General features: G+C 71.5%; 23 protein-coding genes. 13 read left to right on the top strand and 10 right to left on the bottom strand.

The window, feature by feature from the left end:
• Positions 1 to 268: 268 nt before the first annotated feature.
• Together HD597_RS49515 and HD597_RS49520 are read right to left on the bottom strand one after the other, a co-directional pair.
• Positions 269 to 1474 carry an NYN domain-containing protein gene (locus HD597_RS49515; RefSeq protein WP_372513580.1) on the bottom strand — a complete coding sequence of 402 codons (1206 nt, stop codon included), beginning with the start codon at positions 1472 to 1474 and terminating at the stop codon, positions 269 to 271.
• Between the two features lie 180 nt (positions 1475 to 1654).
• The gene (locus tag HD597_RS49520) at positions 1655 to 3994 is read right to left on the bottom strand and encodes a sigma-70 family RNA polymerase sigma factor (RefSeq protein ID WP_253754163.1); all 2340 of its coding nucleotides are present in this window, start codon (positions 3992 to 3994) and stop codon (positions 1655 to 1657) included.
• Positions 3995 to 4105: 111 nt separating this feature from the next.
• On the opposite strand from HD597_RS49520, the gene HD597_RS49525 reads away from it, so the two are divergent.
• A complete protein-coding gene (locus HD597_RS49525; RefSeq protein WP_253754165.1) occupies positions 4106 to 4795 on the top strand; it encodes a hypothetical protein in 690 nt (229 codons plus the stop codon).
• A 42-nt stretch (positions 4796 to 4837) separates the two neighbouring features.
• A complete protein-coding gene (gene pyrE, locus HD597_RS49530; protein WP_253754167.1) occupies positions 4838 to 5371 on the top strand; it encodes an orotate phosphoribosyltransferase in 534 nt (177 codons plus the stop codon).
• A 344-nt stretch (positions 5372 to 5715) separates the two neighbouring features.
• Here pyrE and HD597_RS49535 read toward each other — a convergent pair whose 3' ends face one another.
• A complete protein-coding gene (locus HD597_RS49535; RefSeq protein WP_253754169.1) occupies positions 5716 to 6150 on the bottom strand; it encodes a hypothetical protein in 435 nt (144 codons plus the stop codon).
• 41 nt (positions 6151 to 6191) lie between these two features.
• Complete coding sequence (locus tag HD597_RS49540; RefSeq protein ID WP_253754172.1) at positions 6192 to 6905, bottom strand: DedA family protein; 714 nt, start codon at positions 6903 to 6905, stop codon at positions 6192 to 6194.
• 126 nt (positions 6906 to 7031) lie between these two features.
• Here HD597_RS49540 and fbaA point away from each other — a divergent pair, with 126 nt between their 5' ends.
• The 4 genes from fbaA to HD597_RS49560 all read left to right on the top strand — a co-directional run bounded on the left by fbaA (position 7032) and on the right by HD597_RS49560 (position 10204).
• Complete coding sequence (fbaA, locus tag HD597_RS49545; RefSeq protein ID WP_253754173.1) at positions 7032 to 8054, top strand: class II fructose-bisphosphate aldolase; 1023 nt, start codon at positions 7032 to 7034, stop codon at positions 8052 to 8054.
• Between the two features lie 34 nt (positions 8055 to 8088).
• Positions 8089 to 8499: a DUF3151 domain-containing protein gene (locus HD597_RS49550; RefSeq protein WP_253754175.1), complete on the top strand. Its 411-nt coding sequence runs from the start codon at positions 8089 to 8091 to the stop codon at positions 8497 to 8499.
• A 98-nt stretch (positions 8500 to 8597) separates the two neighbouring features.
• Complete coding sequence (locus HD597_RS49555) at positions 8598 to 9881, top strand: adenylosuccinate synthase (RefSeq protein ID WP_253754177.1); 1284 nt, start codon at positions 8598 to 8600, stop codon at positions 9879 to 9881.
• Between the two features lie 8 nt (positions 9882 to 9889).
• Positions 9890 to 10204: a hypothetical protein gene (locus HD597_RS49560; protein WP_253754180.1), complete on the top strand. Its 315-nt coding sequence runs from the start codon at positions 9890 to 9892 to the stop codon at positions 10202 to 10204.
• On the opposite strand, the gene HD597_RS49565 is transcribed toward HD597_RS49560, so the two are convergent.
• On the bottom strand, positions 10185 to 10733 hold the full coding sequence (locus tag HD597_RS49565) for a GNAT family N-acetyltransferase (protein ID WP_253754182.1): 549 nt from the start codon (positions 10731 to 10733) through the stop codon (positions 10185 to 10187). The genes HD597_RS49560 and HD597_RS49565 overlap by 20 nt on opposite strands.
• Before the next feature lie 220 nt (positions 10734 to 10953).
• Between HD597_RS49565 and HD597_RS49570 the strand changes: the two genes are divergently transcribed.
• Complete coding sequence (locus HD597_RS49570) at positions 10954 to 11865, top strand: glycerophosphodiester phosphodiesterase family protein (protein ID WP_308210856.1); 912 nt, start codon at positions 10954 to 10956, stop codon at positions 11863 to 11865.
• Here the strand turns inward: HD597_RS49570 and corA are convergent.
• A complete protein-coding gene (corA, locus tag HD597_RS49575) occupies positions 11862 to 12929 on the bottom strand; it encodes a magnesium/cobalt transporter CorA (protein WP_253754186.1) in 1068 nt (355 codons plus the stop codon). The two genes, HD597_RS49570 and corA, sit on opposite strands and share 4 nt — an antisense overlap.
• A 401-nt stretch (positions 12930 to 13330) precedes the next feature.
• On the opposite strand from corA, the gene purD reads away from it, so the two are divergent.
• From purD to HD597_RS49595, 4 genes are all read left to right on the top strand, one after another.
• Positions 13331 to 14545: a phosphoribosylamine--glycine ligase gene (gene purD / locus HD597_RS49580; protein WP_253754188.1), complete on the top strand. Its 1215-nt coding sequence runs from the start codon at positions 13331 to 13333 to the stop codon at positions 14543 to 14545.
• The gene (locus HD597_RS49585; RefSeq protein WP_253754201.1) at positions 14542 to 15378 is read left to right on the top strand and encodes a phosphoribosylaminoimidazolesuccinocarboxamide synthase; all 837 of its coding nucleotides are present in this window, start codon (positions 14542 to 14544) and stop codon (positions 15376 to 15378) included. Before purD ends, HD597_RS49585 begins: the two co-directional genes overlap by 4 nt.
• Positions 15379 to 15456: 78 nt before the next feature.
• Positions 15457 to 16722, top strand: coding sequence for a UDP-N-acetylglucosamine 1-carboxyvinyltransferase (gene murA, locus HD597_RS49590; RefSeq protein WP_253754203.1), 1266 nt, complete (start codon positions 15457 to 15459; stop codon positions 16720 to 16722).
• A 201-nt stretch (positions 16723 to 16923) separates the two neighbouring features.
• Positions 16924 to 18213: a GTP cyclohydrolase IIa gene (locus HD597_RS49595; RefSeq protein WP_148438240.1), complete on the top strand. Its 1290-nt coding sequence runs from the start codon at positions 16924 to 16926 to the stop codon at positions 18211 to 18213.
• A 378-nt stretch (positions 18214 to 18591) separates the two neighbouring features.
• On the opposite strand, the gene HD597_RS49600 is transcribed toward HD597_RS49595, so the two are convergent.
• On the bottom strand, positions 18592 to 19023 hold the full coding sequence (locus HD597_RS49600) for a rhodanese-like domain-containing protein (protein ID WP_253754205.1): 432 nt from the start codon (positions 19021 to 19023) through the stop codon (positions 18592 to 18594).
• Positions 19024 to 19155: 132 nt separating this feature from the next.
• Between HD597_RS49600 and HD597_RS49605 the strand changes: the two genes are divergently transcribed.
• Together HD597_RS49605 and HD597_RS49610 are read left to right on the top strand one after the other, a co-directional pair.
• Positions 19156 to 20106, top strand: coding sequence for an EamA family transporter (locus tag HD597_RS49605; RefSeq protein ID WP_253754207.1), 951 nt, complete (start codon positions 19156 to 19158; stop codon positions 20104 to 20106).
• Between the two features lie 71 nt (positions 20107 to 20177).
• Positions 20178 to 20963: a lytic polysaccharide monooxygenase auxiliary activity family 9 protein gene (locus tag HD597_RS49610; RefSeq protein ID WP_253754209.1), complete on the top strand. Its 786-nt coding sequence runs from the start codon at positions 20178 to 20180 to the stop codon at positions 20961 to 20963.
• Positions 20964 to 20972: 9 nt separating this feature from the next.
• Here HD597_RS49610 and hisC read toward each other — a convergent pair whose 3' ends face one another.
• From hisC to HD597_RS49625, 3 genes are all read right to left on the bottom strand, one after another.
• On the bottom strand, positions 20973 to 22031 hold the full coding sequence (gene hisC / locus HD597_RS49615; RefSeq protein WP_253754211.1) for a histidinol-phosphate transaminase: 1059 nt from the start codon (positions 22029 to 22031) through the stop codon (positions 20973 to 20975).
• Positions 22032 to 22052: 21 nt separating this feature from the next.
• Complete coding sequence (locus HD597_RS49620) at positions 22053 to 23690, bottom strand: serine/threonine-protein kinase (protein WP_253754213.1); 1638 nt, start codon at positions 23688 to 23690, stop codon at positions 22053 to 22055.
• Positions 23691 to 23788: 98 nt separating this feature from the next.
• A complete protein-coding gene (locus tag HD597_RS49625; protein WP_253754215.1) occupies positions 23789 to 23992 on the bottom strand; it encodes a hypothetical protein in 204 nt (67 codons plus the stop codon).
• Between the last annotated feature and the right edge of the window lie 145 nt (positions 23993 to 24137).

Raw genomic sequence — 24137 nt, forward strand, 5'->3', positions numbered from 1 at the left:
GGAACCCCGGTCGGCCCGCTGAGGTCGAGAGCTGGAATGCGCTGCGGTCGGGACCAGCACCTGTACTGGGGGGAGCCGCGCCTGTCCTGGGGACCTGCGGATGCACTGAGCCGGAATTGCGCCTGTGCCAGGGTCGCGGGCCGGGGATGCGCTGGGCCGGGGATGCGCTGGGCCGGGGATGCGCTGCAGTGGGGATGCGCTGGCGTTGGGACCTGGGGTGGGGTGGGAACTAGCCCAGCGTGCTCGGAGGTGCGCTGGGGGCGGGGCGTCAGTGGCGGGCGCGTTCCAACGCGTCCCAGAAGCCGCGCCGCAGCGCGTGGCGCACCTCGTCGTGCAGCAGGAAGTCGATCGGCAGCGACGAGCCCTGCAGCAGCCGTGCCTCCAGGTCCGACGGCATGCGCGGCTTGCGCGCCAGCACCGCCTCCAGCCACAGCGCGGGCGCGTCGCGGGCCACCGACTCGCCGAAGTCGTGCCCCTCGCGGTGCGCGGCCTTGACGGCGTCGGCCAGCGTGGTGGCCCCCGCCGTGGCGGCGGCGGGCGGGGTGATGGGCGCGGGCTGCGGGCCGGTGTACGGGCCGAGCTGCGACGGCTGGTACGTACCGCTCGACGGCGCGGAGAACTGGCCGGTGCTCGGGCTGGACGCCTGGGGCTGCGCCTGGATCGGCCCGGTGACGGGGGCGGCGGGCGGCGGCGTCGGCGGCTCGGACTGGTAGCTGGTGTACGTCGGCAGCGCGGGCGGCGTGGACGACTGGCCACGCGACAAGCCGGAGGACTGGCCGTTGCCGGCGGACGAGGGCGCGGCGTGGCTGCCCCCGCTGGAGCTCTGCGGCAGCGAGGTGGGCGGCAGGGACGCCGGCTGCGCGGGGGGCAGCGACGGGGTGGAGTGCCCGTTGCTGATCGGCTGGTGGTGACCGTTGGAGGACTCGGAGACGCCGGTGAGCAGGCTGACGTACGGCCGCAGGTGGGCCGACCCCAGCTCCACCAGGTCGTCGCACTCCTGCCGCAGCGACCGCGAGACGGCCCAGCCGCCGTCGGCCGCGATGTGGATCACGCTCACCCTGATGCCGAGGTCCTGCGCGTCGCACACGACCTGCGCCAGGTCCTCGTCGCCGCTGACCACGACCGCGTCGCAGATGGCGTTGTTGCGGGCGAGCGTCATCAGGTCGCGGTGGACCTGGGCGTCGACGCCCTCGCGCCGCCCGGGCCGGATGCGGGACAGCCTGAGCTTGAGGCCCGGGATGTCGGCCAGCACGTCGTGCTCCGGCGTGCGGCGGCCCTCGACCGTCGCCTCGTACCAGTAGCACCGCAGCAGCGGCAGCCCCGTGCGCTCGCGCGCCAGGCTGGTCATCAGCTGCAGCAACCCGGGATAGTCCCAGGAAACCGCCTCGCGATGACGTGTGCCGTGCACCGCCATCGCTCCATCAGCCAGCAGATAGCCAGCGTCCACGAACAGCGCGCAGCGATCCACTGACACCGCCCCTTTCCTGGTGGTCCGACCTTGCTGGCTCTGCACCGTCAGAGACCGGACTCGGCGGCCCTCTCTCAGGGTAATGAAAGCAGGTGATCGCGCGAGGGTTAATCCCGACGATTCGAACCCGGCTCGCCGTAGCGCCAGGCCACTTAGGCAGACCGTACCAGTTTGTCCCGTTCACGGTCACGATCGAGCCCGCACGCTCAGCGCGGCCACTCCGAACAGGACCACGTCCTTGTCCGTGACGATCGTCAGCCCGGGATCCACCCCGAGTTCAGCGCTGACCGTATCGACGTCCGTGCCGAACGTCATCCCCGCCACGCCGTTCGAGGACCCGTCGAAGACGTTGGCCGGATCCCGGTCGCCGCCGCCCGAGGCCAGGGCGCCGGAGCCGAGCGAGACCTTGTCGCCCTTGAGATCGGCGTCGCCCTCCCAGGTGACCAGCTCGACCCTGGCGGGGGAGGCGGCCGGGCTGAGCCCGCCCAGCGGCACCCGCACCCGCCGCGCCTGGCCGCCGACCACGGTGGCCGAGTCGAGCACCACGGCCTGGCTGTACGGCTCCGCCGGATCGGTGACGATCAGCACCAGGCTCCATCCGGCATGGCGCGAGACGCCCGCCTTCATCGGGATGTCGGCCGCCCACCAGGTGCCGTTCCTGCGCACGTCGCCGACCAGCCCGCTCACGTCGGCGAACGCCTGGTAGACGGGGCCCAGCGGCAGCTCGCGCATCGTCACCTCGCCGGGCTGGACCGTGAGGTACTTGCGCCGCCCCGGCGGCCTGATCCTGATGGGCCCCGCCTCGTCGTCGGCCGCCGACCAGTAGAGGCCCGCCCAGACGACCTGACTGCCCTTCGGCAGGGACAGCTCAGCCCCGCTGGAGGACGTCGTGTCGGGCCGCTCGTCCTGGTCGAGCGGGGTCATCGGCCACAGGTCGTTGTCGCGCTGCGTGCCCTGCCTGCGCCGGGTCTCCGAGCAGCCCGCGCGCTCGGCCGGGCAGCTCAGCAGCGTGTTGCCGATCGCCCTGACCGCCACCTTCCCGTCGGTGGCGAACCTGGCGGGCGCGCCGTAACTCCGTACGCCCTCCTCGGCCCGCGCCTGCAGCCGCAGCGAGCCGGCGGCGATGCGGACGGCGGGCCCCGCGCCCTGTGGCGCCTCGTCGGCCACCAGCACCCGCAGGAACACCGCCGTGCCCTGCCCGGCCTGCAGCGCCTGCCTGGCGCACCGGGCGCCGCCGCTGACCGGGCGGCAGACCCAGCCGTCCACCGTGCCGACAGGGCCGAGCCGCGCGGCGCTGTGGCCGTGCCGCGCGGGAGGGACGAGGGTGACGCCGTCGGGCAGGTCGACCTGGGCCGCCAGCTTCTCGCTGGCGCTCTCGCCGTAGTTGCGCAGGCGGATGCCGACGATGCCGGGCTGGGCGCGGACGAGGGAGCCGAGCGCGTCGATCGTGGCCCGCAGCCGCGCCTTGCCCGGCTTGTCCTTCTTGACCGGCGGCGGCACCTGGGCGGGCCGCTCGGTCGGCAGCGGCATCGGGACGGGGACCGGCGCCACCGACACCGGCGGCTGGGCGACCGGCGTGATCGCGGGCGGACGTACGATCGGCTTCTCGTCGGCGACCAGCAGCAGCGAGGCGAGCACGGCCGCCGTCACCGCCACCGTGCCGCCGGCCATCGCCACCTGCTGCTGCTTCGGCACCCTGCGCAGCCGGCCCAGCATCCGCAGCGCGCCGCCCGCGCCCACGACGCCCGGCTTGGCCAGCGCCGCCGCGTACCCGCCGAACAGCGGCCCGGCGATCAGCGGCCCCACCATGACGCGCAGCCCGCGGTTGACGTCGGTCAGCTCCAGGAGCACCCCGTGGCACTCCTCGCACGCGCTGACGTGCTCGTCGACCGCCTTGGAGTCGCGCCTGGCCAGCCCGCCCCGCACGTACGCGCCCAGCTTGCCCAGCACGGGCCGGCAGTCGTGCTGCGGCGGGGAGCCCAGGTGCATCTGCAGGTACGCCTGCCGCAGCCCCTCTCTGGCCCGGTAGGCCAGCGCGGCCACGCCGTTGGCCGACAGGCCGAGCAGCGGCGCCACGTCGGCCGGCTTGGCCCGCTCGACCTCGGTGTGCCACAGCACCGCCCGCCAGCGCTCGGGCAGCGACAGGTACGCCCTGGCGATCAACGACTTCTCCAGCCCGACGAGCGCGGGGTCGACGAAGGGCACCCCCGGGTCGTACAGCTCGATCTCGCCGGTGGTCACCTGGCGGCTCTCGACCTTGGAGCGGTCGTAGACCGTGCGCCGCACCACCGTGAGCAGGTAGGTGCGGAAGCCGGAGTCGGGCCCGCCGCCCCTGCCCACCAGGTCGAGGATCTTCGTGAACGACTCCGCCACGACATCCTCGACCTCGGCGCCCCTGACGAGCTGCCGGGCCAGCGCGCGCGCCGCGGCGACGTGGCGCTCGTAGAGCTCCCCGTACGCGGCGGCGTTGCCCTCCCTGACCGCCTGAAGCAGATCTGCATCGCTTTGCGGCGATTCGACACCCATAGTGACCTCACGATTACGCGGGGTTGCCCCGCGCAATCATTCCGCATTCCCCGTCATGACTAAACCGCGCCCGCGTCTTTACTCCCGGGGAGATCCCACGGAGGGGGACGAATGGAGGCGGACGTGCTGTCACGCTGGCGTCGCAGGAGCATGGCGGCCGGCTGGGCGCTCGCGGAGGACTGGTGGACGCCCGAGGTGGAGGCCGTGGTCAAGGCGGTGTGCGGCGCCTGCGACCTGTCACAGGCGTGCTGGGCACTCGGCTCGGCACGGGCGGCGGCCGGGGTCGGCGTCGCCGAGGGCATGAACGACCTCGCCGCCCTGTTCGCCGTCACCGGGGCGGGCGGGCCGCCGTTCGCCGCGCTGCGCTCGTTCGCGGCCGGGTGGGCCGAGCACAGCTTCGCGCCGCTCGGGGAGCTGCACTGCGAGGACCCGCTGACGGGGCTGGTCACGGCGGCGTACCTGCGGACCAGGCTGGCGCAGCTCTACCGCGGCACGGCCAGGGGGACGTGCCTGGTGGCCGCCGAGCCGTCGGCGCCGCCCGCGGAACTGGCCGAACGGCTCGCCGCGGCACTCAACCTGGCCACCGCGCTGCGGCGGGCGTTCCCTGGCGACGAGACGCTGGCGCTGCTCGGGCCCGTGCGGGTCGGGGCCGTGACGCGGATGGACGGGGAACTGCGCGGGAAGGTCGCGCGGCTGCGCGACTCCGAGATCCTGTACGGGCACCGGCCCCGGGTACGGGTGCGGCCGTTGCCGAAGGCGTACGGGCAGGCTCTGGCGCTGATCAGGAGCATGAGCTCGTGACGGGCAGAGGCCGCCGCGGCGGCTGGTCCTAAGCTTGGACGCATGACTGATCGCGACAACCTGCTGGCCGAGATCAAGAGCAAGGCCATCGTCCACGGCAAGGTCACGCTCTCCTCAGGCAAGGAGGCGGACTTCTACCTCGACCTGCGTCGCATCACCCTCGACGGCGTGGCCGCGCCCCTCGTGGGCAGCGTGATGCTCGATCTCACGGCCGACCTCGACTACGAGGCGGTCGGCGGGCTCACGATGGGGGCCGACCCCGTCGCGGTCGCGATGCTGCACGCGGCGGCGGCCCGGGGGCGGGCGCTGGACGCGTTCGTGGTGCGCAAGGCGCAGAAGGCGCACGGGATGCAGCGGCGCATCGAAGGGCCCGAGGTGAAGGGGCGGCGGGTGCTCGCCGTTGAGGACACCTCCACCACCGGTGGCTCGCCGCTGACCGCCGTGGAGGCGTTGCGGGAGGCGGGGGCCGAGGTGGTGGCCGTGGCGACGATCGTCGATCGGGGGGCTCGGGAGCGGGTCGAGGGTGAGGGGCTGGAGTATCGGACGGCCTTCACCCTGGAGGACCTCGGCCTCTGAACCCCGCCTGCCCTGGACGCCTCCCGCCTGAGCTCCGCACACGTTGGGCGCCTCCTGCCCTGGGCACCGCACGCGTTGGGCGCCGTCCGCCCTGGGCGCCGCACGTGTTGCGCCGAACACCACCGCACACCGTCTAGCCGACCCGGCGCCGTCACGGGCGGGGGCCGGGGTGCGGCGTGCGTGGACCGGCGCATTCGCGCACGGCGCACCGGCACGCAGCGCACTCGCGCATGCCGGACGGCACACAGGCGAGTGATGGGCGGGCACGCGGGACTGCGTCGCGCGGGCACGGCGGGTGGCGGTCGCGCGGCCCGCGACGGTGGTGGGCGGCACCCGCAACGGGGTCAGTCGGCGCGGACGGTGAAGGCTTCGCGGGCGCCCGCCCTGCCCTGGGCGCGCGGAGCGCCGTTCTCCGTGACGCGGACCGTGCCCGCGTCGCTGAGGACGACGTCGAGCTCGGGCTCGAAGTAGCGAACCTCCTCCCCCCGGCTCATCTCCCGGTGCTGCAGCACGTCACCCCCCGGTACGCGGACCGTGACGAGGGGGCAGGTCTCGGCGACGCACTCGATGCGCACGGTGGGGACCTGCGCGGCGGAGGCCGGGCCGGTGGCCGTGCCGGAGGCAGGGGCGGCGGCGGGCTCGCGGTCGGGAGGCGGCGCGTCCAGGAGGTCGAGGAGCGCGCGACCGCCGACGACCAGGAGCGTCACGACGGCTCCCACCGCCAGGACGGCGAGCGCTAATCGGGCGAGGCCCATCGGATCTGACCTGTGGCGTCCCACAAGGGGCAGCGTACCTCGCGGTGATCCGCCCAGGAGGGACGTCAGACCTGGCCGTCGAAGCTGGAGGGGACGCGGTGGTGCTTGCCGCTGGGGACCTGGAGCGCCTTGGCGGCGCGGCGGTGCTTGACGGCCTCGACGATGATCGGGATCAGGGAGATGAAGACGATCAGGAAGACGCCGGGCAGGATGTAGCGGTCGATCTGCTTGGGGTCGACCTGGCCGCCGAGGAAGTGGCCGAGCAGGATGAGACCCTCGACCCAGACGATGCCGCCGACGACGTTCCACAGGAAGAAGCGCTTGGGGGTCATCTCCAGCACGCCCGCGACGGGATTCATGAACGTGCGCACGATTGGCACGAATCTGGCCAGAATCACCGCCTTGGCGGGACCGAACTTCTCGAAGAACACCTCGGCCCGCAGCACGTGATCCCGCTTGAACAACCGCGAATCCGGTTTGTCGAAGAGTTTGCGGCCGAATCGCGCCCCGAGGAAATGCCCGAGTTGCGCGCCGGCGATGGCGCACAGAGGCGTGCCGATCAGCAGGAGGGGGAAGGAGAGGGGCTCGATGCCCATTCCCGTGGCCACCGACGCCGAGCTGAAAATCCCCGCCGCCACCAGCAGCGAGTCGCCGGGCAGGAAGAAGCCCAGCAGCAGACCCGTCTCGGCGAAGATGATCGCGAGAACGCCGACGGTGGCGAACGCGCCCAAAATCGTCAGCCACCAGGTGGGGTCGAGGAGATTCAGAAGCCAGTCCACGACGAGGAGCCTACCTGTAGCGGGGGTGGAGGACATGACCAACAAGGACGCGTTGTGTCTACCCCAGCGGGTAGGGAGCCGGAATACTGGCCCTGGCGCAGCCGCAACTTCTCAGGGAGATGAATCATGCCTATTGCGACTCCGGAGATCTACGCTGAGATGCTCGACCGGGCCAAGGCCGGTGGATTCGCCTATCCGGCGATCAACGTGACGTCCTCGCAGACGCTGAACGCCGCCCTGCGCGGCTTCGCCGAGGCCGAGAGCGACGGCATCGTGCAGGTCTCGACGGGTGGCGCGGAGTTCCTCTCAGGAGCGACGGTCAAGGACATGGTCACGGGCGCGACGGCGCTGGCGGAGTACGCCAGGGTGGTGGCGGCCAAGTATCCCGTCACGGTGGCGCTGCACACCGACCACTGTCCGAAGGACAAGCTCGACGGCTTCATGCGGCCGTTGATCGACATCTCCCTGGAGCGGGTGTCGAGGGGCCTCGACCCGCTGTTCCAGTCACACATGTGGGACGGCTCCGCCGTGCTGCTGGACGAGAACCTGGAGATCGCCAAGGAGCTCCTGGAGAAGTGCGCCAGGGCGCGGATCATCATGGAGATGGAGATCGGCGTCGTCGGCGGCGAGGAGGACGGCGTCGTCGGCGAGATCAACGAGAAGCTCTACACGACGGCGGAGGACGCGCTGGCCACGGCGGAGGCCGTGGGCATCGGCGACAGGGGCCGCTACATGCTGGCCGCCACGTTCGGCAACGTGCACGGCGTCTACAAGCCGGGTCACGTCAAGCTGCGGCCGAGCGTGCTGAAGGAGATCCAGGACGCGGTGGGCGCCAAGTACGGCAAGGACAAGCCGTTCGACCTGGTCTTCCACGGCGGCTCCGGCTCGTTGCTGGAGGAGATCCACGAGGCCATCTCGTACGGCGTCGTCAAGATGAACGTCGACACCGACACGCAGTACGCCTTCACCCGCCCGATCGCGGAGCACATGTTCAAGAACTACGACGGCGTGCTGAAGGTCGACGGCGACGTCGGCAACAAGAAGACCTACGACCCCCGCTCGTACGGCAAGGCGGCCGAGGCCGGCATGGCCGCCCGCGTGGTGGAGGCGTGCCAGAGCCTGAAGAGCGCTGGGACGAAGATCTCCTAGCCAGTTCAGCGGCCCGGCGGGTATGACTTGTCCTATGGATAACCTTCTCGCCGGGCCGCCCCCGACTCACCTGCCGGACCTGCCCGAGGCCAGGGAGGCGCTGGAGTCGGGCGTCAAGGCCTCCGACGTGGCCGCCCGCTTCCCCGCCTACCCGGGGGCCTGGGCCGCTCTCGCGGAGGAGTACTTCGCCCAGGGGCACGCCGTGACCTCCTACGCCTTCGCCCGCACCGGTTATCACCGCGGGCTCGACGCGCTCCGCCGCAGCGGCTGGAAGGGGCACGGCCCCATCCCGTGGGAGCACGAGCCGAACCGGGGGTTCCTGCGCTGCCTGTACGCCCTGTCCAGGGCGGCGCAGGCGATCGGCGAGAAGGACGAGGCGGAGCGGTGCCTGCAGTTCCTCAAGGACAGCACCGAGAGCGGGCACGACGCGCTGACCAAGGGCTAGCCCTTGGGACGAATAGGCACGTTCGGGTAGTCTCTCTACGCAAGAGCCCCTGTCGCGCTTGCGCCAGGGGTTTCGTTTTGTGCTCGGGAGACTGAACCATGCCGGCTGCCGTTCTCGTTGGTGCCCAGTGGGGCGATGAGGGCAAGGGCAAGGCCACCGACCTGCTCGGTGGCGACGTCGACTACGTCGTCCGCTATCAGGGGGGCAACAACGCGGGCCACACCGTGGTCATCGGTGACCAGAAGTACGCACTGCACCTGCTCCCCACGGGGATCCTGTCGCCGGAGGTGGTGCCGGTCATCGGCAACGGCGTAGTGATCGACCCCGGCGTGCTGCTCAGCGAGATCGACGGGCTGGCCCAGCGGGGCATCTCCGCCGAGCGGCTGCTGATCAGCGCGAACGCGCACCTGATCATGCCGCACCACAAGGCGCTCGACAAGGTCACCGAGCGCTACCTGGGCAAGGCGAAGATCGGCACGACCGGGCGCGGCATCGGGCCGGCGTACGGCGACAAGATCTACCGCATGGGCGTGCGCGTGCAGGACCTGCTCGATCCGGGGATCCTGGCCAAGAAGATCGAGGTCGCGCTGACCGAGAAGAACCAGCTGCTGACCAAGGTCTACAACCGGCGCGGCATCGACCCGGCGCAGGTGCTGGAGGAGTACCTCGCCTACGCCGAGCGGCTCAAGCCGCACATCGCGGACACCTCGCTGGTGCTGTCGAAGGCGCTGGACGAGGGCAAGTTCGTGCTGCTGGAGGGTGGTCAGGGCACGCTGCTCGACATCGACCACGGCACGTACCCGTTCGTCACGTCGTCCTCTCCGACGTCGGGCGGCGCGTGCGCGGGCGCCGGCATCCCGCCGAACCGGCTCACGAAGATCATCGGTATTCTGAAGGCGTACACCACCCGCGTCGGCTCGGGTCCGTTCCCGACCGAGCTGACCGACGACATGGGCGACTGGCTGCGCACGACCGGCGGCGAGTACGGCGTCACGACGGGCCGCAACCGCCGCTGCGGCTGGTTCGACGCGGTGATCGCCCGGTACGCCACCCGCATCAACGGCGTCACCGACTACTTCCTGACCAAGCTGGACGTGCTGTCGGGCCTGGAGCGGATCCCGGTGTGCGTGGCGTACGAGGTGGATGGCGTGCGGCACGACGAGATCCCCATGACCCAGACCGACTTCCACCACGCCAAGCCGATCTACGAGGAGTTCCCCGGCTGGCAGGAGGACATCTCCAGCGCCAAGTCGTTCGAGGACCTGCCGCCGAACGCGCAGGCGTACGTGCGCACGCTGGAGGAGATGAGCGGCGCGCCGATCTCCGCCATCGGCGTGGGCCCCGGCCGCGACCAGACGATCGTGGTGCGCTCGCTGGTCTGACGCCTCACGTGTACCGCGCGGAGATCTCGGCGGCCGCCCTGACCATCTCCGCGCGGGCCTCGGGCGGCGCCGTCGGGCACCGCGACGCGCGTTACCTGCTGGTCGAGCTGCACCTGGGCGCGGAGCCCAGGGCGAAGGAGCTGGTGGGGGCGCTCGCCCCGTGGAGCGTGGGCCGCCTGCTCAGCCTCATGGGGCACGGGCGGGACGCGGGGCCCGAGCAGGTGCGCAGCGCCTACGACCCGGCCGACCTGGAGCGCCTGACCGCGCTCAAGGCCGTCCACGACCCCCGGGGCGCCTTCGGGATCACTTTCCGGCTGCCGTGAGGACGGCCGCCGTCACGGGTGTGTGCAGGGTCCAGCCGAGGGTCGAGTACAGCGCCTGGCCCTGGGCGGTGGCGACCAGGACGCCCGTGCGGGCGCCCATCGAGGCGGCCGTGGCGGCGATCGTCCGCATGACGACCGAGCCCAGCCCGCGGCGTCGGTGGCCCTCGGCCGTCTCGACCTGGTCCACGACGGCGGTCGTGCCCGCGACCGCGAACTGGCCGCGCGCGGCGACCTCTCCCGCCCCCGTCAGCAGGCGGGCCGCCGTGACGCCCGCCCTGGTGGTGACGGCCAGGTGGTAGCCGGCCGGGGCCGGCGGGGCGGGGTGGCGCGGCAGCGGGGCCGTCATCATGAACTCCGGCTCCTGGACGGCCCAGCCCGGGGTCAGCAGCGGGGCGACGGCCTCGGCGGGGGCGCAGAGCTTGAGCCAGGTGCCGGGAGCGGAGATCGTGGCCGTGAGACGGCGGAGCGTCTCGGGGGTCGGGGCGGCCACGATGTGCCTGGCCACGTGGCCGGGCAGTCCGACGTCCACGCGCAGTCCCCAGGGCTCGCGTACGGGACTGGGGGCATTGCGGGAGATGACCCACCCCTCCACCCATGCCCGAACTGTCGGGAAATGGGCACCTTTGAGGACCTCCGTCATAGAGAACAGCCTATTGTCTGGCCGGAACGCCACGACCGGGCGTAGCAGGATAAAAAGGACACGGCGTGGCACCGCCGTGACATGCCCCGTGCCAGGTAGGGTCCCGGTTGTGCGCGTTGAGATTCATGGTCACCGGGGGGCTCGCGGCCTCTGGCCGGAGAACACCCTGCCCGGGATGAGCCGCACGATGGAGCTGGGCGTGCATGCGCTCGAGTTCGACGTCGCGCTCACCGCAGACCGGCGCCTCGTGCTCACGCACGACCTCACGGTCTCCGCGGTCACCAGCGCCGACCGGCGGCCGCTGCACGCCGGCGATCCGCTCTACCCGTACGTGGGCAGGCCGATCAACGCGCTCACCCTGGCCCAGCTCCGCACGCTCGACGTGGGCGTGCGGCTGCCGCGGCACCCCGACGACCCGTTCGCGCTGACGCAGGTCGCCATGCCCGAGACCCGCATGCCGACCCTCGGCGCGGTGCTCGGCCTGGCGGGCGCCTACGACGCCGAGGGCGTGCGGATGCACGTCGAGCTCAAGTCCGACCCGACGCGGCCGGAGCTGACGGCCGACCCCGAGCTGTTCACCGAGATGGTGATCGAGGAGCTCGACCGGCACGGCAGGCTCGGCAACTGCGCCATCCTCAGCTTCGACTGGCGCGTCATCGCGCACGCCGCCAAGATCGCCCCTGGCACGCGGCGCTTCGCGCTGATCGAGCTGGACACCCTGCACTGGAACGAGGGCACCGTCCACGGCGGCGACGTGCCGGCCGCCGCGCGTGACGCCGGCGCCACCACGCTCTCGCCCGAGCACGTCATGGTGGACGAGGCGCTGATGGCGCAGGCTGCGGCCGCCGGGCTCGACGTGGCCGTCTGGACCGTCAACGACCAGGCCCTCGGCGCCAGGATGCTGGACCTCGGGGTGGCCGGCATCGTCACCGACTACCCCGACCGGATGCGGGAGCTGTGGCGGGAGCGGGGCCTGGCGCTGCCCGACCCGGTCGCCCCGCTCAGGCCCGTGGGCGTCTAGAGCCAGCCGTTGCGGCGGAAGCCGCGGTGCAGCAGCACGCAGACCGTGACCATCACGGCCAGCACCGCCGGATACCCCCAGACGGCCTTGGTCTCCGGCATGAAGTCGAAGTTCATCCCGTAGATCCCGGCGATCATGGTGGGCACGGCCAGGATGGCCACCCAGGACGAGATCTTCCGCATGTCCTCGTTGGCGAGGGCGTTCGAGCGGGCGAGCGCGGCCTGCAGGATCGAGCTGCACAGCTCGTTGGAGGACTCGACCTGCTCACACACGCGTGACAGGTGGTCACCGACGTCGCGGAAGTAGTCGCGCATCTCCGAGGGGATGACGCGGCGCTGCGGCAGCGCGGCCATGGGCGACTGCAGCGGCGTTATGGCCCGCTTCATCTCCAGCATCTCGCGCTTGAGCTGGTAGATCCGGTTGATGTCGCGGGAGCTGACGTCGGCGAACACGGTCGCCTCCACCTCTTCCAGCTCCAGCTGCATGAGGTCGGCCACCTGCAGGTACTGGTCGACGACATGGTCGGAGATGGCGTGCAGGACGCCCGCCGGGCCGCGGTTCATCAGCTTCGGCTTGTCCTCGAGGCGCTCGCGGACACCGGCGAGCGAGCAGTGCTTGCCGTGGCGCACCGTCACCACGAAGTCAGGGCCGAGGAACACCATGATCTCGCCGGTGGCGATGATCTCGCTGGTGGCGGTCAGCTCGTCGTGGTCGAGGTAGGCGATGGTCTTGAGCACCATGAACAGCGACTCGCCGTACCGCTCGACCTTGGGACGCTGGTGGGCCTTGACGGCGTCCTCGACGGCCAGCGGGTGCAGGCCGAAGACCTCGGACAGCCACTCCACCTCGGGCGCGGCCGGCTCGTGCAGGCCCACCCAGACGAACGCGCGGGCGCCGTCGTTGCTCTCGTTGTGCGCGCGTACGAGGCCGAGCGCCTCGACGATGCCAGGGGCCTTGACCTTCTTGCCCTGGATGTAGGCGCCGAACTCGACTAGCGAGTCGACCGGTGGCACGCAGACCTCTTGCACGGGCTTGGGCAGCACGTGCGGGACGCGCGACGGCACAGGGTGACGGTTGATGCGACGGAAAAGGGTGGACGAGCGCATGGCAGTCCCTCTCCGCCCGACCAGGGACGCTCCACGCGCGACGAAGTCACCTCAATCAACACGGATAGGGCGTGGAGGCACGATCAGGCTGCCGGATTGGAGTGGTCGGGGGTACGCGAGCCGTACGTGTGGGAGCACGTACTGCTGGGATCACCAGGATTCATCCCGGACCACCTCCAATCACACGAGACGCCATAAAGCCGCCCTAAGTTACCACAGGCGGGTGAACCAAACCGACGATACTCGGCTGGAGGGCTTCGGCTCAGGTAGAACTCCACAAAGTTGCTCGCCTATTCCGGCATTTGATGTGCAGGCGACCGGAGCGTGCGCCAGGCGGCGGGCCTGCGACAATGGAGCGCGTGCGCGTTCTAGTCATTGGTTCCGGAGGGCGTGAGCACGCCCTGTGCCGTTCACTCAGCCTCGATCCCCAGGTCAGCGAGCTCCACTGTGCGCCAGGCAACCCTGGCATCGCGCAGGTCGCGACCGTACACGCCGTCGATCCGCTCGACCCCGGGCAGGTGGCCGAGCTCGCCGGGCGGCTGCGGGTCGACCTCGTCGTGGTCGGGCCCGAGGCGCCGCTCGTGGCGGGGGTGAGCGACGCGGTGCGCGAGGCCGGCTTCGCCTGCTTCGGGCCGTCCAAGGATGCAGCCATGATCGAGGGCTCCAAGGCGTTCGCCAAGGAGATCATGAAGGCGGCCGACGTGCCCACCGCGCGGTCCAGGACGTGTGCCACCGAGGAGGAGGCCGCGGCGGCGCTCGACGAGTTCGGGGCCCCGTACGTGGTCAAGGACGACGGGCTGGCCGCGGGCAAGGGCGTGGTCGTCACCGGCGACCGGGACAAGGCGCTCGCGCACGCGCTGGCGTGCGAGCGGGTGGTGATCGAGGAGTACCTCGACGGGCCCGAGGTGTCGCTGTTCGCGCTGTGCGACGGGAGCACGGCGGTGCCGCTGCAGCTCGCCCAGGACTTCAAGCGGGCCTACGACGGCGACGAGGGCCCCAACACCGGCGGCATGGGCGCCTACACGCCGCTGCCGTGGGCGCCCGACGGGCTGACCGAGCAGGTCATGCGGGAGGTCGTGCACCCGACGATCGCCGAGCTGGCGCGGCGCGGGCTGCCGTACCAGGGGGTGCTCTACGTCGGGCTGGCGCTGACCTCCAAGGGGCCGAAGGTCGTCGAGTTCAACGCGCGGTTCGGCGACCCGGAGACGCAGGTGATCCTCGACCGGCTGGAGACGCCGCTGGGCGGGCTGCTGATGGTGTCCGCGACCGGCGAGCTGGGGCTCGACCCGGTGTTCAAGGACGGCTGCGCCGTGACCGTGGTGATCGCGGCGGAGAACTATCCGGAGTCGCCGGTCAAGGGCGACGTGATCACGGGGCTGGAGCCGGCTGACAACGCGTACGTGCTGCACGCCGGCACGAAGCAGGACGGCGACGCCGTCGTCTCCGACGGCGGGCGGGTGCTCAGCGTCGTCGGCCACGGCCCCGACCAGGAGAGCGCGCGCCAGGCGGCCTACGACCTCGTCGGCCGCGTCACGATGCGCGGCTCCTTCCACAGGACGGACATCGCCCGATGAAGCACCTGCACTCCGGCAAGGTACGCGACCTCTACGAGACCGACGAGGGCCTGCTGCTGATGGTCGCCTCCGACCGCATGTCGGCCTTCGACTACATCCTGGAGCCCGCGATCCCCGACAAGGGGGCCATTCTCACGCAGATGTCCCTGTGGTGGTTCGACCAGCTCAAGGACGTCGTGCCCAACCACGTGGTGGCGCCCGGCGACGACCCGCGCAGCGTGTTGTGCAGGCCGCTGAAGATGGTCCAGGTCGAGTGCGTGGCCAGGGGCTACCTGGCCGGGGGCGGGCTGAACGAGTACCGCGCCGACGGCACGGTGTCCGGCGTGCGGCTGCCGGAAGGGCTGGAGGACGGGTCGCGGCTGCCCGAGCCGATCTTCACGCCGTCCACCAAGGCGCCGATGGGGCAGCACGACGAACCGATCTCCTACGAGCAGGTCGAGGCCGAGGTCGGCGCCGAGCTGGCGGCGGAGCTGCGGCGGATCACGCTGGCCGTCTACACGCGCGGGGCGGAGATCGCCCGCGAGCGGGGCATCATCCTGGCCGACACCAAGATCGAGCTGGGCTGGGACACCGACGGTGTGCTGACCCTGGGCGACGAGGTGCTGACCCCCGACTCCTCGCGCTTCTGGCCGGCCGACGAATGGCAGCCGGGAAGGTCGCAACCTTCTTTTGACAAGCAATATGTACGCGATTGGCTACTATCGCCCGAATCCGGATGGGACAAAGCCTCAGGAAACCCACCACCTCGGCTCCCCGACCACGTGGTCGAGCGCACCAGGCAGCGATACCTAGAAGCGTATGAGCGCGTCACGGGGTCTTCCTTTAGCGGATGATTCGGCTGGGTCATGTGGTGTTAGCGACTACTGTTGGCCCGATCGAGCCCTCACCGTTGAATTCAAGGAGCCGCACGAATGGTCCGTTACCGCGTGCGCGGTGGCAACGCACTGCGTGGAACCGCGTTCATTCAGGGCGCGAAGAACGCCGTGCTTCCCATGATCGGTGCGGCCCTGCTCGCCCCGAAAGGCCGCACCGTCCTGCGCAACGTGCCGATCATCGAAGACGTCCGTCGCGCGGTCGAGCTGGCCGAGGCGATCGGCGCGTACGTCGAGCTGCACGAGTCCGAGCGCACGCTGGTCATCGACGCCTCCCGGGTGAACAGCCCCGTCCTGCCCGCCGAGATCGCCAGGCGGTTCCGCGGCTCGGTGCTGTTCACCCCCGCGCTGCTGCACCGCCTCGGCGAGGCGGTCGTCGAGGGGGTCGGCGGCTGCAACCTCGGCAGCCGCAACCTCGACTTCCACTACCTCGGCTACAAGCGGCTGGGCGCGATCGTGGACGAGGGCGAGACCGTCATCCACGTCAAGGCGTCGGGCCTGACCGGGGCGACGCTCTACCTCGACACCCCCTCGCACACCGGCACGGAGAACCTCATCATGGCCGCCGCCCTGGCCAGGGGCACCACCGTGATCGAGAACGCGGCGCTGGAGCCCGAGGTGCTCGACGTCATCGACATGCTCACCAAGATGGGCGCGCGCATCAGCGGCGGCGGCACCGGCTTCATCACGGTCGAGGGCGTCGAGGAACTGCACGCGGTCGAGCACACCGTGATGCCCGACCGCCTCGACGCCGGCGTCTTCGCGATGGCCGCCGCGCTCACCGGCGGCGAGGTCAGCCTCGTGGGCACCGGTCTCGACCTCGGGGTGGTCCGCTACAAGCTGGAGCAGATGGGCGTCGAGTTCCACCGCCAGGGTGCCGTCCTGCACGTCCGTTGCGACGGCCCGCTGCGCCCGATCAACATCATCACCGACACCTACCCGGGCTTCGCCACCGACCTGCAGTCGCCGATGATGACCGTCGCGGCGCTGGCCGAGGGCACCAGCTACATCCACGAGCGCATCTTCGACGGCCGGTTCGCGCTGGCCGGCGAGCTGAACAAGATGGGCGCCAACGTCGAGGTCGACGGCAGCCGGGCGGTCGTGCGCGGGCGCACGCCGCTCAGGGGCGCCGAGGTGACCGCGCACGATCTGCGCTCCGGGATCGCGCTGGTGCTCGCGGGTCTGGCGGCCGAAGGCGAGACCCTGATCGACTCGGGATACCTGATCGACCGCGGTCACGCGCATCTCGCCGCGCGAATGCGCGCTCTCGGGGCGGACATTACACGAGAGATTTCAGAGCGCTAAAAAACGCAAGAAATACCTCGTTGAGCTGCTAAAACATCATGTCGGGCGGTCAACCAGAACGGCTTTCCGGAAAAGTCGGGCGTGACATTACGGCCCCCGCGAGCGATCGTTCCAAAAGAGAGCACTGCAACGGACGGCAGGATGGGACGAACATTGGTCGAGAGGGCCGAAGAAACTCCCCGAGTGTCACGCCCGGGCGCTATGACACCGGACCTCACCATCGGCGTGGTCGGACCCCACGACCTGGTCGAGCGAGTCATGCTGATGGGTCACGCCGCGGCACCTCTGCCGTGTCGCCTGGTCGCGGCCGCGTACCGCGACGAACAGGAGGCGCCCGACAAGGTGACGCGGCTCGGTCCCGGTGTCGACGCATGTCTGTTCGCCAGCCCGGTCCCCTATGACCTGGCCAGGCGATCCGGCGTGCTGACGATGCCCGCGACGTACGTGCAACTCGGTGGAGCAGCACTGGTGGCGGCGCTGGCCAAGGCGGCGCTGGACACCCGCATGGACCCGCAACGGGTCAGCATCGACGTGGTCAGCAGGGCCGATGTCGAGGAGGCCTACACCGACCTCGGCATCCCCGCGGCGGACGTGCACAGCCGCGACGAGCCGGGCGCCACCGGCACGATCGCGGCCTACCACGAACGCCTGGCCCGGCAGGGCGCCACCACGGGAGCTCTGACGTGCCTGCCCGCGGTGGCCGAACGCCTGCACACCGCGGGCGTGCCGGTCATCAGGATCAGGCCGACCTCGGCGGCGGTGCGCACGGCGCTGCACACGGCGGCGCTGCTCGGCGCGCATCACCGGCTGGAGGAGTCGCAGCTCACCGTGGTGCTGGTGGAGGTGCCGACGCTGCGCGAGCCCGTACGCCGCGCCGCGCCCCGCTACTGGCGCGACGAGCTGCGGCTGTCGCTGCACCGGCTCCTGGTCCAGGAGGCGAACCGGATCAACGCCACCGTCTGGCCGATCGACGATCACAGCTACCTGGTGACCGCCACCAGGGGCTCGATCGCGGCGGCGACCGACGGGTTCAGGGTGTTGCCGTTCGCCGCCAGGATCAGGGACGAGCTGGGGCTGGCGGTCGAGGTCGGCGTGGGCATGGGTCGCACGACGCACGACGCCGAGTCGCACGCCAGGGCCGCGCTGGCCCGCACGCAGGCGGGCAAGCAGGCACAGGGCTTCGCGGTCGATCGCGAGGGGCGGGCGCTCATCCCGGCCCCGCGGATGCCGCCCACCGGGGCCACCGCACTGAAGCCGAAGGGGGTGGAGGTGCTGGCCAGGCTGGCGGCCAAGCTCGAAGGCGGCGACACCGTGGTCGATGCCGAAGGTGCGGGAAAGATGCTCGGGGTCACGCCTCGCACGGCCCGGCGATTGCTGCGCACGTTGGTTGACGAGGGACTCGCGTGGCCGCTTCCGCCGAACCGTACGCCGCAGCCCGGCAGGCCGCGCCAGCTCTACCGGCTGATCGTGGAGAAGCTCGGTCCGCGCTGAGCCGACCGGCATGGAGCGGGTCCGCCCTCCGCGGGCCCGCCCCTTCGCATGCCCCGTACATTGACGGAAGGTGTCAGCATCGCGAACTTGTGGCTTGACTCTTGTGAACTCATTGGTTGGCCCGTGTAGATAGGGGTATGTTCTCGGACGCCCCCGATCGACGGGATTCGGACGGGGGCACCAAATCCTTCCCCCGCCGGCCTCCGCCGAGAGGCGTCGTTCTTGATGAACGATTCCCTTGCCTAACAGGCGATTTCGAGCAGCCTGCCCGCCCGGTGGTACCGATCTGGCGGGTTTCGGGCGGAGTTGCGGCATAACGGGGCCGGAAAGACGGCTGTACGGCGCTGTGGCGGCACTGGAGCGCCGTTCACGCTCCGGTCAACAGGCACAGGCGGCGCCGGAGATCGGCGCCGTCAGCGCGTCCACCGGGCGGCGGGCGACCCCCGAGGCGGTCTCCACCGGAAGGCCCTCCCGCGCCCAGTACTCGAAGCCGCCGAGCATCTCCTTGACCCGGTAACCCAGCTTGGCGAACTCCAGGGCGGCGCGGGTGGCGCCGTTGCAGCCGGGGCCCCAGCAGTACGTGACGACCGTCGCGTCCTTCGGGATCATCTTCTCCGCCCTGGCGGCGATCTCGCGGTGCGGCAGGTGCACGGCGCCCTCGACGTGGCCCTGGTCCCAGCTCTCCCGGCTGCGCGAGTCGACCACGACCAGGCCAGGGGCCGAGGCGGAAAGGTCGGCGGCCACGTCGGCGACGTCGGTCTCGAAGGTCAGGCGGGCGGTGAAGTGCGCGATGGCGGCGGAGTTCGACATGGCCCGATCCTGCCCGGCGCGCCCGTGCCGCCACCAGTGGCACGAAAGCCGCCTATCGCTAATATCCCGCCACAGTCCGAAGTCTGATACTCGCAGGCAATTTGTCGGGATCTCCCTGTAGGTTCATGAGTCATGAGTTCAAACACTGCTGACAGCCGCCGGACGCTCATGGTCTGGAGCGCGCTGGGGATCGTCTACGTGGTGTGGGGCTCCACCTACCTCGGCATCAGGATCGCCATCGAGACCATGCCGCCGTTGTTCCACGGCTCGCTCCGGTTCGTCTGCGCCGCCCTGCTGCTCGCCGGCTTCCTGCTGGTCACCAAGGGTCTGGCGCCCTTCAGGATGACGCTGAAGCAGGCCGGCGGCGCCGCGCTCGTCGGGCTGCTGCTGCTGACCGGCGGCAACGGCATGGTGGCCGTGGCCGAGCAGCACATCTCCAGCGGCCTGGCCGCGCTGCTCGTGGCGTCGGTGCCGCTCTGGCTCGTGCTGCTGAGGCTCGCCGTCAGGGACCGGCCCGCGATGCTGACGCTGGTCGGGGTGCTGGTCGGGTTCGGCGGCGTGGCCGCCCTGTCGCTGAACGGCGGCGGCGGCGAGAGCGCCGGCACGACCGGCATCGTGGTGATCCTGCTCGGATCGGTGTCGTGGTCGATCGGCTCGTTCCTGTCGTCGCGCATCCCGATGCCGCCCAACGTGTGGACGGCCAGCGCCGTCGAGATGCTGGCCGGTGGCGTGGGGCTGGCCCTGGTCGGCGCCACCGTCGGGGAGCGGTTCGACGTGTCGGCCGTGTCGGGGCGCTCGTGGGCGGCGCTGGTCTATCTGGTGCTGGTGGGCTCGCTGGTCGGGTTCACCGCGTACACGTGGCTGCTCGGCAACGCGCCGATCTCGCTGGTCTCGACGTACGCCTACGTCAACCCGATCGTCGCCGTCATCCTGGGCGTGCTGGTCGTGAACGAGCACGTGACCGTGCAGATCGTGCTCGGCGGCCTGGTGATCCTGATCGGGGTCGCCCTGGTCGTCTCCACCGAGCGGCGCGCGCGGGCCAGATCCGCACCCGCGCCCGAGACGGTCGCCGCCTCGAACTGAACCCGGGCCGCCGGAAGCCCGTACCTCCTCGTGGGACGAGGGCGGGAGGCTGCCGGATGTGGTCGTACCGGATGGGATTCGTGATCGTCGTGTCGCTGCCGTGGGCGCTCGTGTCCGCGGGGCCCGCCGGCGCGCACGGCGCGCTGGAGGATCCGCTCAGCCGGGCCGCCGCCTGCGGCGCGGAGGGCCCCAGGCAGGCGGCGCGCTCCGCGGCCTGCCGGGCCGCGGTGCGGGCGAGCGGCGGCGCGCTGACCCGCGCCTGGGACGAGCTCCGGATCGCGAACGTCGCGGGCCGCGACCGCCAGGTGATCCCCGACGGCAAGCTGTGCAGCGGAGGCCTGCCCGCCTTCCAGGGCCTCGACCTCGCACGCGCCGACTGGCCCGCCACCACGCTGCGGCCCGGCGCCCGCTTCGCCTTCAAGTACCGCGGCACCATCCCGCACCGGGGCGCCTTCCGGATGTACGTCACCAAGAAGGGATACGACCCCGGCGAGCCCCTGAAGTGGTCCGACCTCGAACGCAGGCCGTTCCTCACGGCCACCGACCCCCGGCTCGAGGACGGGTCGTACACGATCATCGGCCGGCTGCCCGCCAGGACCGGCCGCCACCTCATCTACACGATCTGGCAGAACTCCGACACCGCGGACACCTACTACTCCTGCTCGGACGTGGTCTTCCAGCGCTCCCCCAACGCCGCGGCCGCCGCGCCGGCGGCCAGGCCCGTGGCGGTGAGCCGGCCGGACGGCACCGGGCGCCGGGACGCGAGCTGGCTGGTCGGCGGGTCGGTCGTGCTGGCCGGCTGCGCCGGGGCCACCGGCCTGCTCCTCAAGCGCCGCCGCCACCGCTGGCAGGGGTGACCGCGCGCCCTACCGGCCGAACTCCTGCGCCGCGGCCAGGAACGCGTCGTTGGCCTCGGGTGAGCCGATCGACACGCGTACGCCCTCCTCGCCGAACGGCCGCACCGCCACGCCCTGCACGGCGCAGGCCGCGGCGAAGGCGGGGGTGCGCTCGCCGAGGCGGAGCCAGACGAAGTTGGCCTCGGTGGGCGGCACCGTCCAGCCCTGCGCGATGAGCGCCTCGCGCACGCGGGTGCGCTCCTTGACCACCGCCTCCACCCGCTCCAGCAGCTCGTCCTCGGCCTGCAACGAGGCGATGGCGGCGATCTGGGCGAGATGGTTCACGGCGAACGGGATGATCGTCTTGCGCACGGCCGTCGCCACCGGCTCCGGCGCGATCAGGTAACCGACGCGCAGGCCCGCCAGCCCGTACGCCTTGGAGAAGGTCCGCAGGACGGCGACGTTCGGCCGGTCGCGGTAGAGCTCGACGCCGTCGGGCACGTCCTCGTCGCGCACGTACTCGCGGTAGGCCTCGTCCAGCACCACCAGCACGTCCTCCGGCACCCGGTCGAGGAACGACTCCAGCGCGGCCCGGCGGATGGCGGTGCTCGTCGGGTTGTTCGGGTTGCACACGAACACCATGCGGGTCCGGTCGGTGATCGCCTCCGCCATGGCGTCCAGGTCGTGGTCCTCGCCCGCCAGCGGCACCATGACGGACCTCACCCCGGCCAGGTCCGCGAGCAGCGGGTACGCCTCGAACGACCGCCACGCGTACACGACCTCGACGCCGGGCTCCCCCACCGTCTCGAAGAGCTGCTGCGCCACCGTCACGGACCCGGGGCCGAGCGCGACGTGCTCGGCCGGCACGCCGAAACGCTCCGCGATGGCCTCGGTCAGCTTGACGGCGCCCGGGTCGGGGTAGCGGTTGACCTGCCGCGCGCCCTCGGCGATGGCCTCCACCACGGACGGCAGCGGGTCGTACGGGGATTCGTTGGAGGACAGCTTGTACGAGCGCCCGTCGGGAGCGGCGACCGCCTTGCCCGGCTTGTAGGCGGCCATGGTGTCCAGGATGTGGCGGAAACGAGGCATGGCATCACTCTAGATGAGCCCTCAACCCGTGCCGGCGGCCTGCTTGCGCTTGACCAGTGCCGCCTCGACCAGCTCGGCCGCCTTGTCGGCGGTGCCGAAGCCGCGGCCCCCGCCCTGGATCTGGAGGGTCACCGAGACGTTCGCCACCATGAACGCGACCTTCGTCGAGTGGATCGGGGTGCCTGCCCAGGCGAGCCCCGTGGGCCCCGTGTGGCTGTAGGCCTCGTCGCCGACGGCCGGGCCCTTGCGGACCTTGGTGCCGGGGGTGCGCTTCGGCTCGTCCTGCATGAAACTCACGGTCTGCTTGTGCACCAGGGCCGCCATCGACGCGCTCGGCCCCCGGTGCGCCGTCAGGCTCAGCACCTGGAAGTCGCCGCCGCGCCACGAGCAGGCCGACTCCACCATCCAGTGGCGCTTCACCGTGTGGCCGAACAACGAGCGGACCTGCGCGTTCGTCAGCAGGTCGCAGGCCTCGAACGCGCCGACGAGCTGGGGGGCGGGGGTGGAGCGGGTGACGCTGGGCTTCGGGGACGGGGTGGGGGTGCTGCGGGGGGCCAGCGCGTAGCCGATGAGGCGAATGGCGTTCGGGAAGAGCCGCGGCACGATCACGACGCCTGCGGTCACCGTCAGCACCAGCGCGAGCACGGTGGCCACGAGGACCTTGGTGCGGCGCCGGCGCGGCCGGCCGGCCTGCGTGGCGGGCTCCGGTCCGGGGAACGGCGGGCCCTGCCGCCCGGGCACCGTGCCGGCGCTCCGGTTGCCGCGATCGCGCGTGTGACCGGTGTGCCCGCCTGCGCCTCGGCCGCCGTGCCCGCCTGCCATCCGGGCGCTGTGCCCACCGGTCGGGTGATCGCCCTGGGCGATGGCCGCGAGCCAGGCGGTCGCCTGCTCCGGTGAGCAGCGGCGGGCCGGGTCCTTCTCCAGGATCGCGGCCAGCGCCGGCCCGAGCGGCCCGGCCAGCCGGAAGGGCGCGGGCTCCTGCATCAGCACGGCCGCCAGCACGGCGGCCTCGTTGTGGCGGGCGAACGGCGCGCCGCCCTCGACCGCCGTGAACAGCGTGGCGCCGAGCGACCACAGGTCGGCGGGCGGCCCGTCCGTCTCGCCGCGCAGCCGCTCGGGGGCGATGTAGCCGGGCGAGCCGCTCAGCAGCCCGGTCTGGGTGAGCGCGACGTCACCCGCGATGGTGGCGATGCCGAAGTCGGTCAGCAGCACCCGCCCGTCGTCGGTGAGCATGACGTTCGCGGGTTTCACGTCGCGGTGCAGGATGCCCGTCGCGTGGGCGGCCGACAGCGCCTCGATCATCCGCAGGCCGATCCCGGCGACCCGGGCCGGCGGTAGCGGCCCCTCGTCGCGTACCGCCCGGTCGAGGGAGCGGCCGCGTACGAGCTCCATGACGATCCAGGGCCGCCCGTCGTCGAGCACCACGTCGTGCACGGTCACGATGGACGGGTGGTCGCGCAGCGCGGCGGCGGCGCGCGCCTCGCGCAGCGTGCGTTCGGTCAGCTCCGCCCTGGCCGCCTCGTCGAGGTCCGGCGGGAGCCTGACCTCCTTGATCGCCACCTCCTGCCGGAGCAGCTCGTCCATGGCCCGCCAGACGGTGCCCATGCCGCCCTGCCCGAGCTGCGCCAGCAGCCGGTAACGGCCCGCGAGCAACGTCACCGCGCCGCCGTCGCGATCAACGGTCGTCTCCTTGTCGCCGGGTACGCGTAGATCCTAAAGGGCGCGGCCGGAAGGCGTCACCGGTTCATCACCTTTTGTCACTTGAGCGTGCTCGACGGCCCTACGTCCTCGTAGGCGTCGACCGTGAGGACCGCGCTGGTGGCGGGCAGCCGGAAGGCTGGGCCCCGGGCCGGCGTCCCGGCCCCTGTCACCGCGGCGACCAGCGCCGCGACGGCGGCGGCGGCGAGCAGGAGCACGGGCACGCGACGGCGGCGAGCACGAACGGTCTCGGCGGAAGTCATGCCGTTCTCCTCTCCGTGGTCGGGATCCGTTTCCCCGTGATTCGCCGCGGGCGGCCCCGCGGATGGGCGTCGCCGGGGCTTTCAGGACTGGCGGACGAGGAATTGCCGCGCGGACGTCAGGAAGGCGGCGACGAGCTCCAGCTTG

This window comes from Nonomuraea thailandensis (genome assembly GCF_024172165.1).
GTDB lineage: Bacteria > Actinomycetota > Actinomycetes > Streptosporangiales > Streptosporangiaceae > Nonomuraea > Nonomuraea thailandensis.

Excerpts from the sequence above, each read along its gene's own strand:
- HD597_RS49610 (WP_253754209.1), top strand. The coding sequence starts at position 20,178 with ATGGGATTCGTGATCGTCGTGTCGCTGCCGTGGGCGCTCGTGTCCGCG.
- HD597_RS49585 (WP_253754201.1), top strand. The coding sequence starts at position 14,542 with ATGAAGCACCTGCACTCCGGCAAGGTACGCGACCTCTACGAGACCGAC.
- pyrE (WP_253754167.1), top strand. The coding sequence starts at position 4,838 with ATGACTGATCGCGACAACCTGCTGGCCGAGATCAAGAGCAAGGCCATC.
- murA (WP_253754203.1), top strand. The coding sequence starts at position 15,457 with ATGGTCCGTTACCGCGTGCGCGGTGGCAACGCACTGCGTGGAACCGCG.
- HD597_RS49550 (WP_253754175.1), top strand. The coding sequence starts at position 8,089 with ATGGATAACCTTCTCGCCGGGCCGCCCCCGACTCACCTGCCGGACCTG.
- HD597_RS49525 (WP_253754165.1), top strand. The coding sequence starts at position 4,106 with ATGGAGGCGGACGTGCTGTCACGCTGGCGTCGCAGGAGCATGGCGGCC.
- HD597_RS49555 (WP_253754177.1), top strand. The coding sequence starts at position 8,598 with ATGCCGGCTGCCGTTCTCGTTGGTGCCCAGTGGGGCGATGAGGGCAAG.
- HD597_RS49520 (WP_253754163.1), bottom strand. The coding sequence starts at position 3,994 with ATGGGTGTCGAATCGCCGCAAAGCGATGCAGATCTGCTTCAGGCGGTC.
- HD597_RS49605 (WP_253754207.1), top strand. The coding sequence starts at position 19,156 with ATGAGTTCAAACACTGCTGACAGCCGCCGGACGCTCATGGTCTGGAGC.
- HD597_RS49625 (WP_253754215.1), bottom strand. The coding sequence starts at position 23,992 with ATGACTTCCGCCGAGACCGTTCGTGCTCGCCGCCGTCGCGTGCCCGTG.
- HD597_RS49600 (WP_253754205.1), bottom strand. The coding sequence starts at position 19,023 with ATGTCGAACTCCGCCGCCATCGCGCACTTCACCGCCCGCCTGACCTTC.
- HD597_RS49595 (WP_148438240.1), top strand. The coding sequence starts at position 16,924 with ATGACACCGGACCTCACCATCGGCGTGGTCGGACCCCACGACCTGGTC.
- hisC (WP_253754211.1), bottom strand. The coding sequence starts at position 22,031 with ATGCCTCGTTTCCGCCACATCCTGGACACCATGGCCGCCTACAAGCCG.
- fbaA (WP_253754173.1), top strand. The coding sequence starts at position 7,032 with ATGCCTATTGCGACTCCGGAGATCTACGCTGAGATGCTCGACCGGGCC.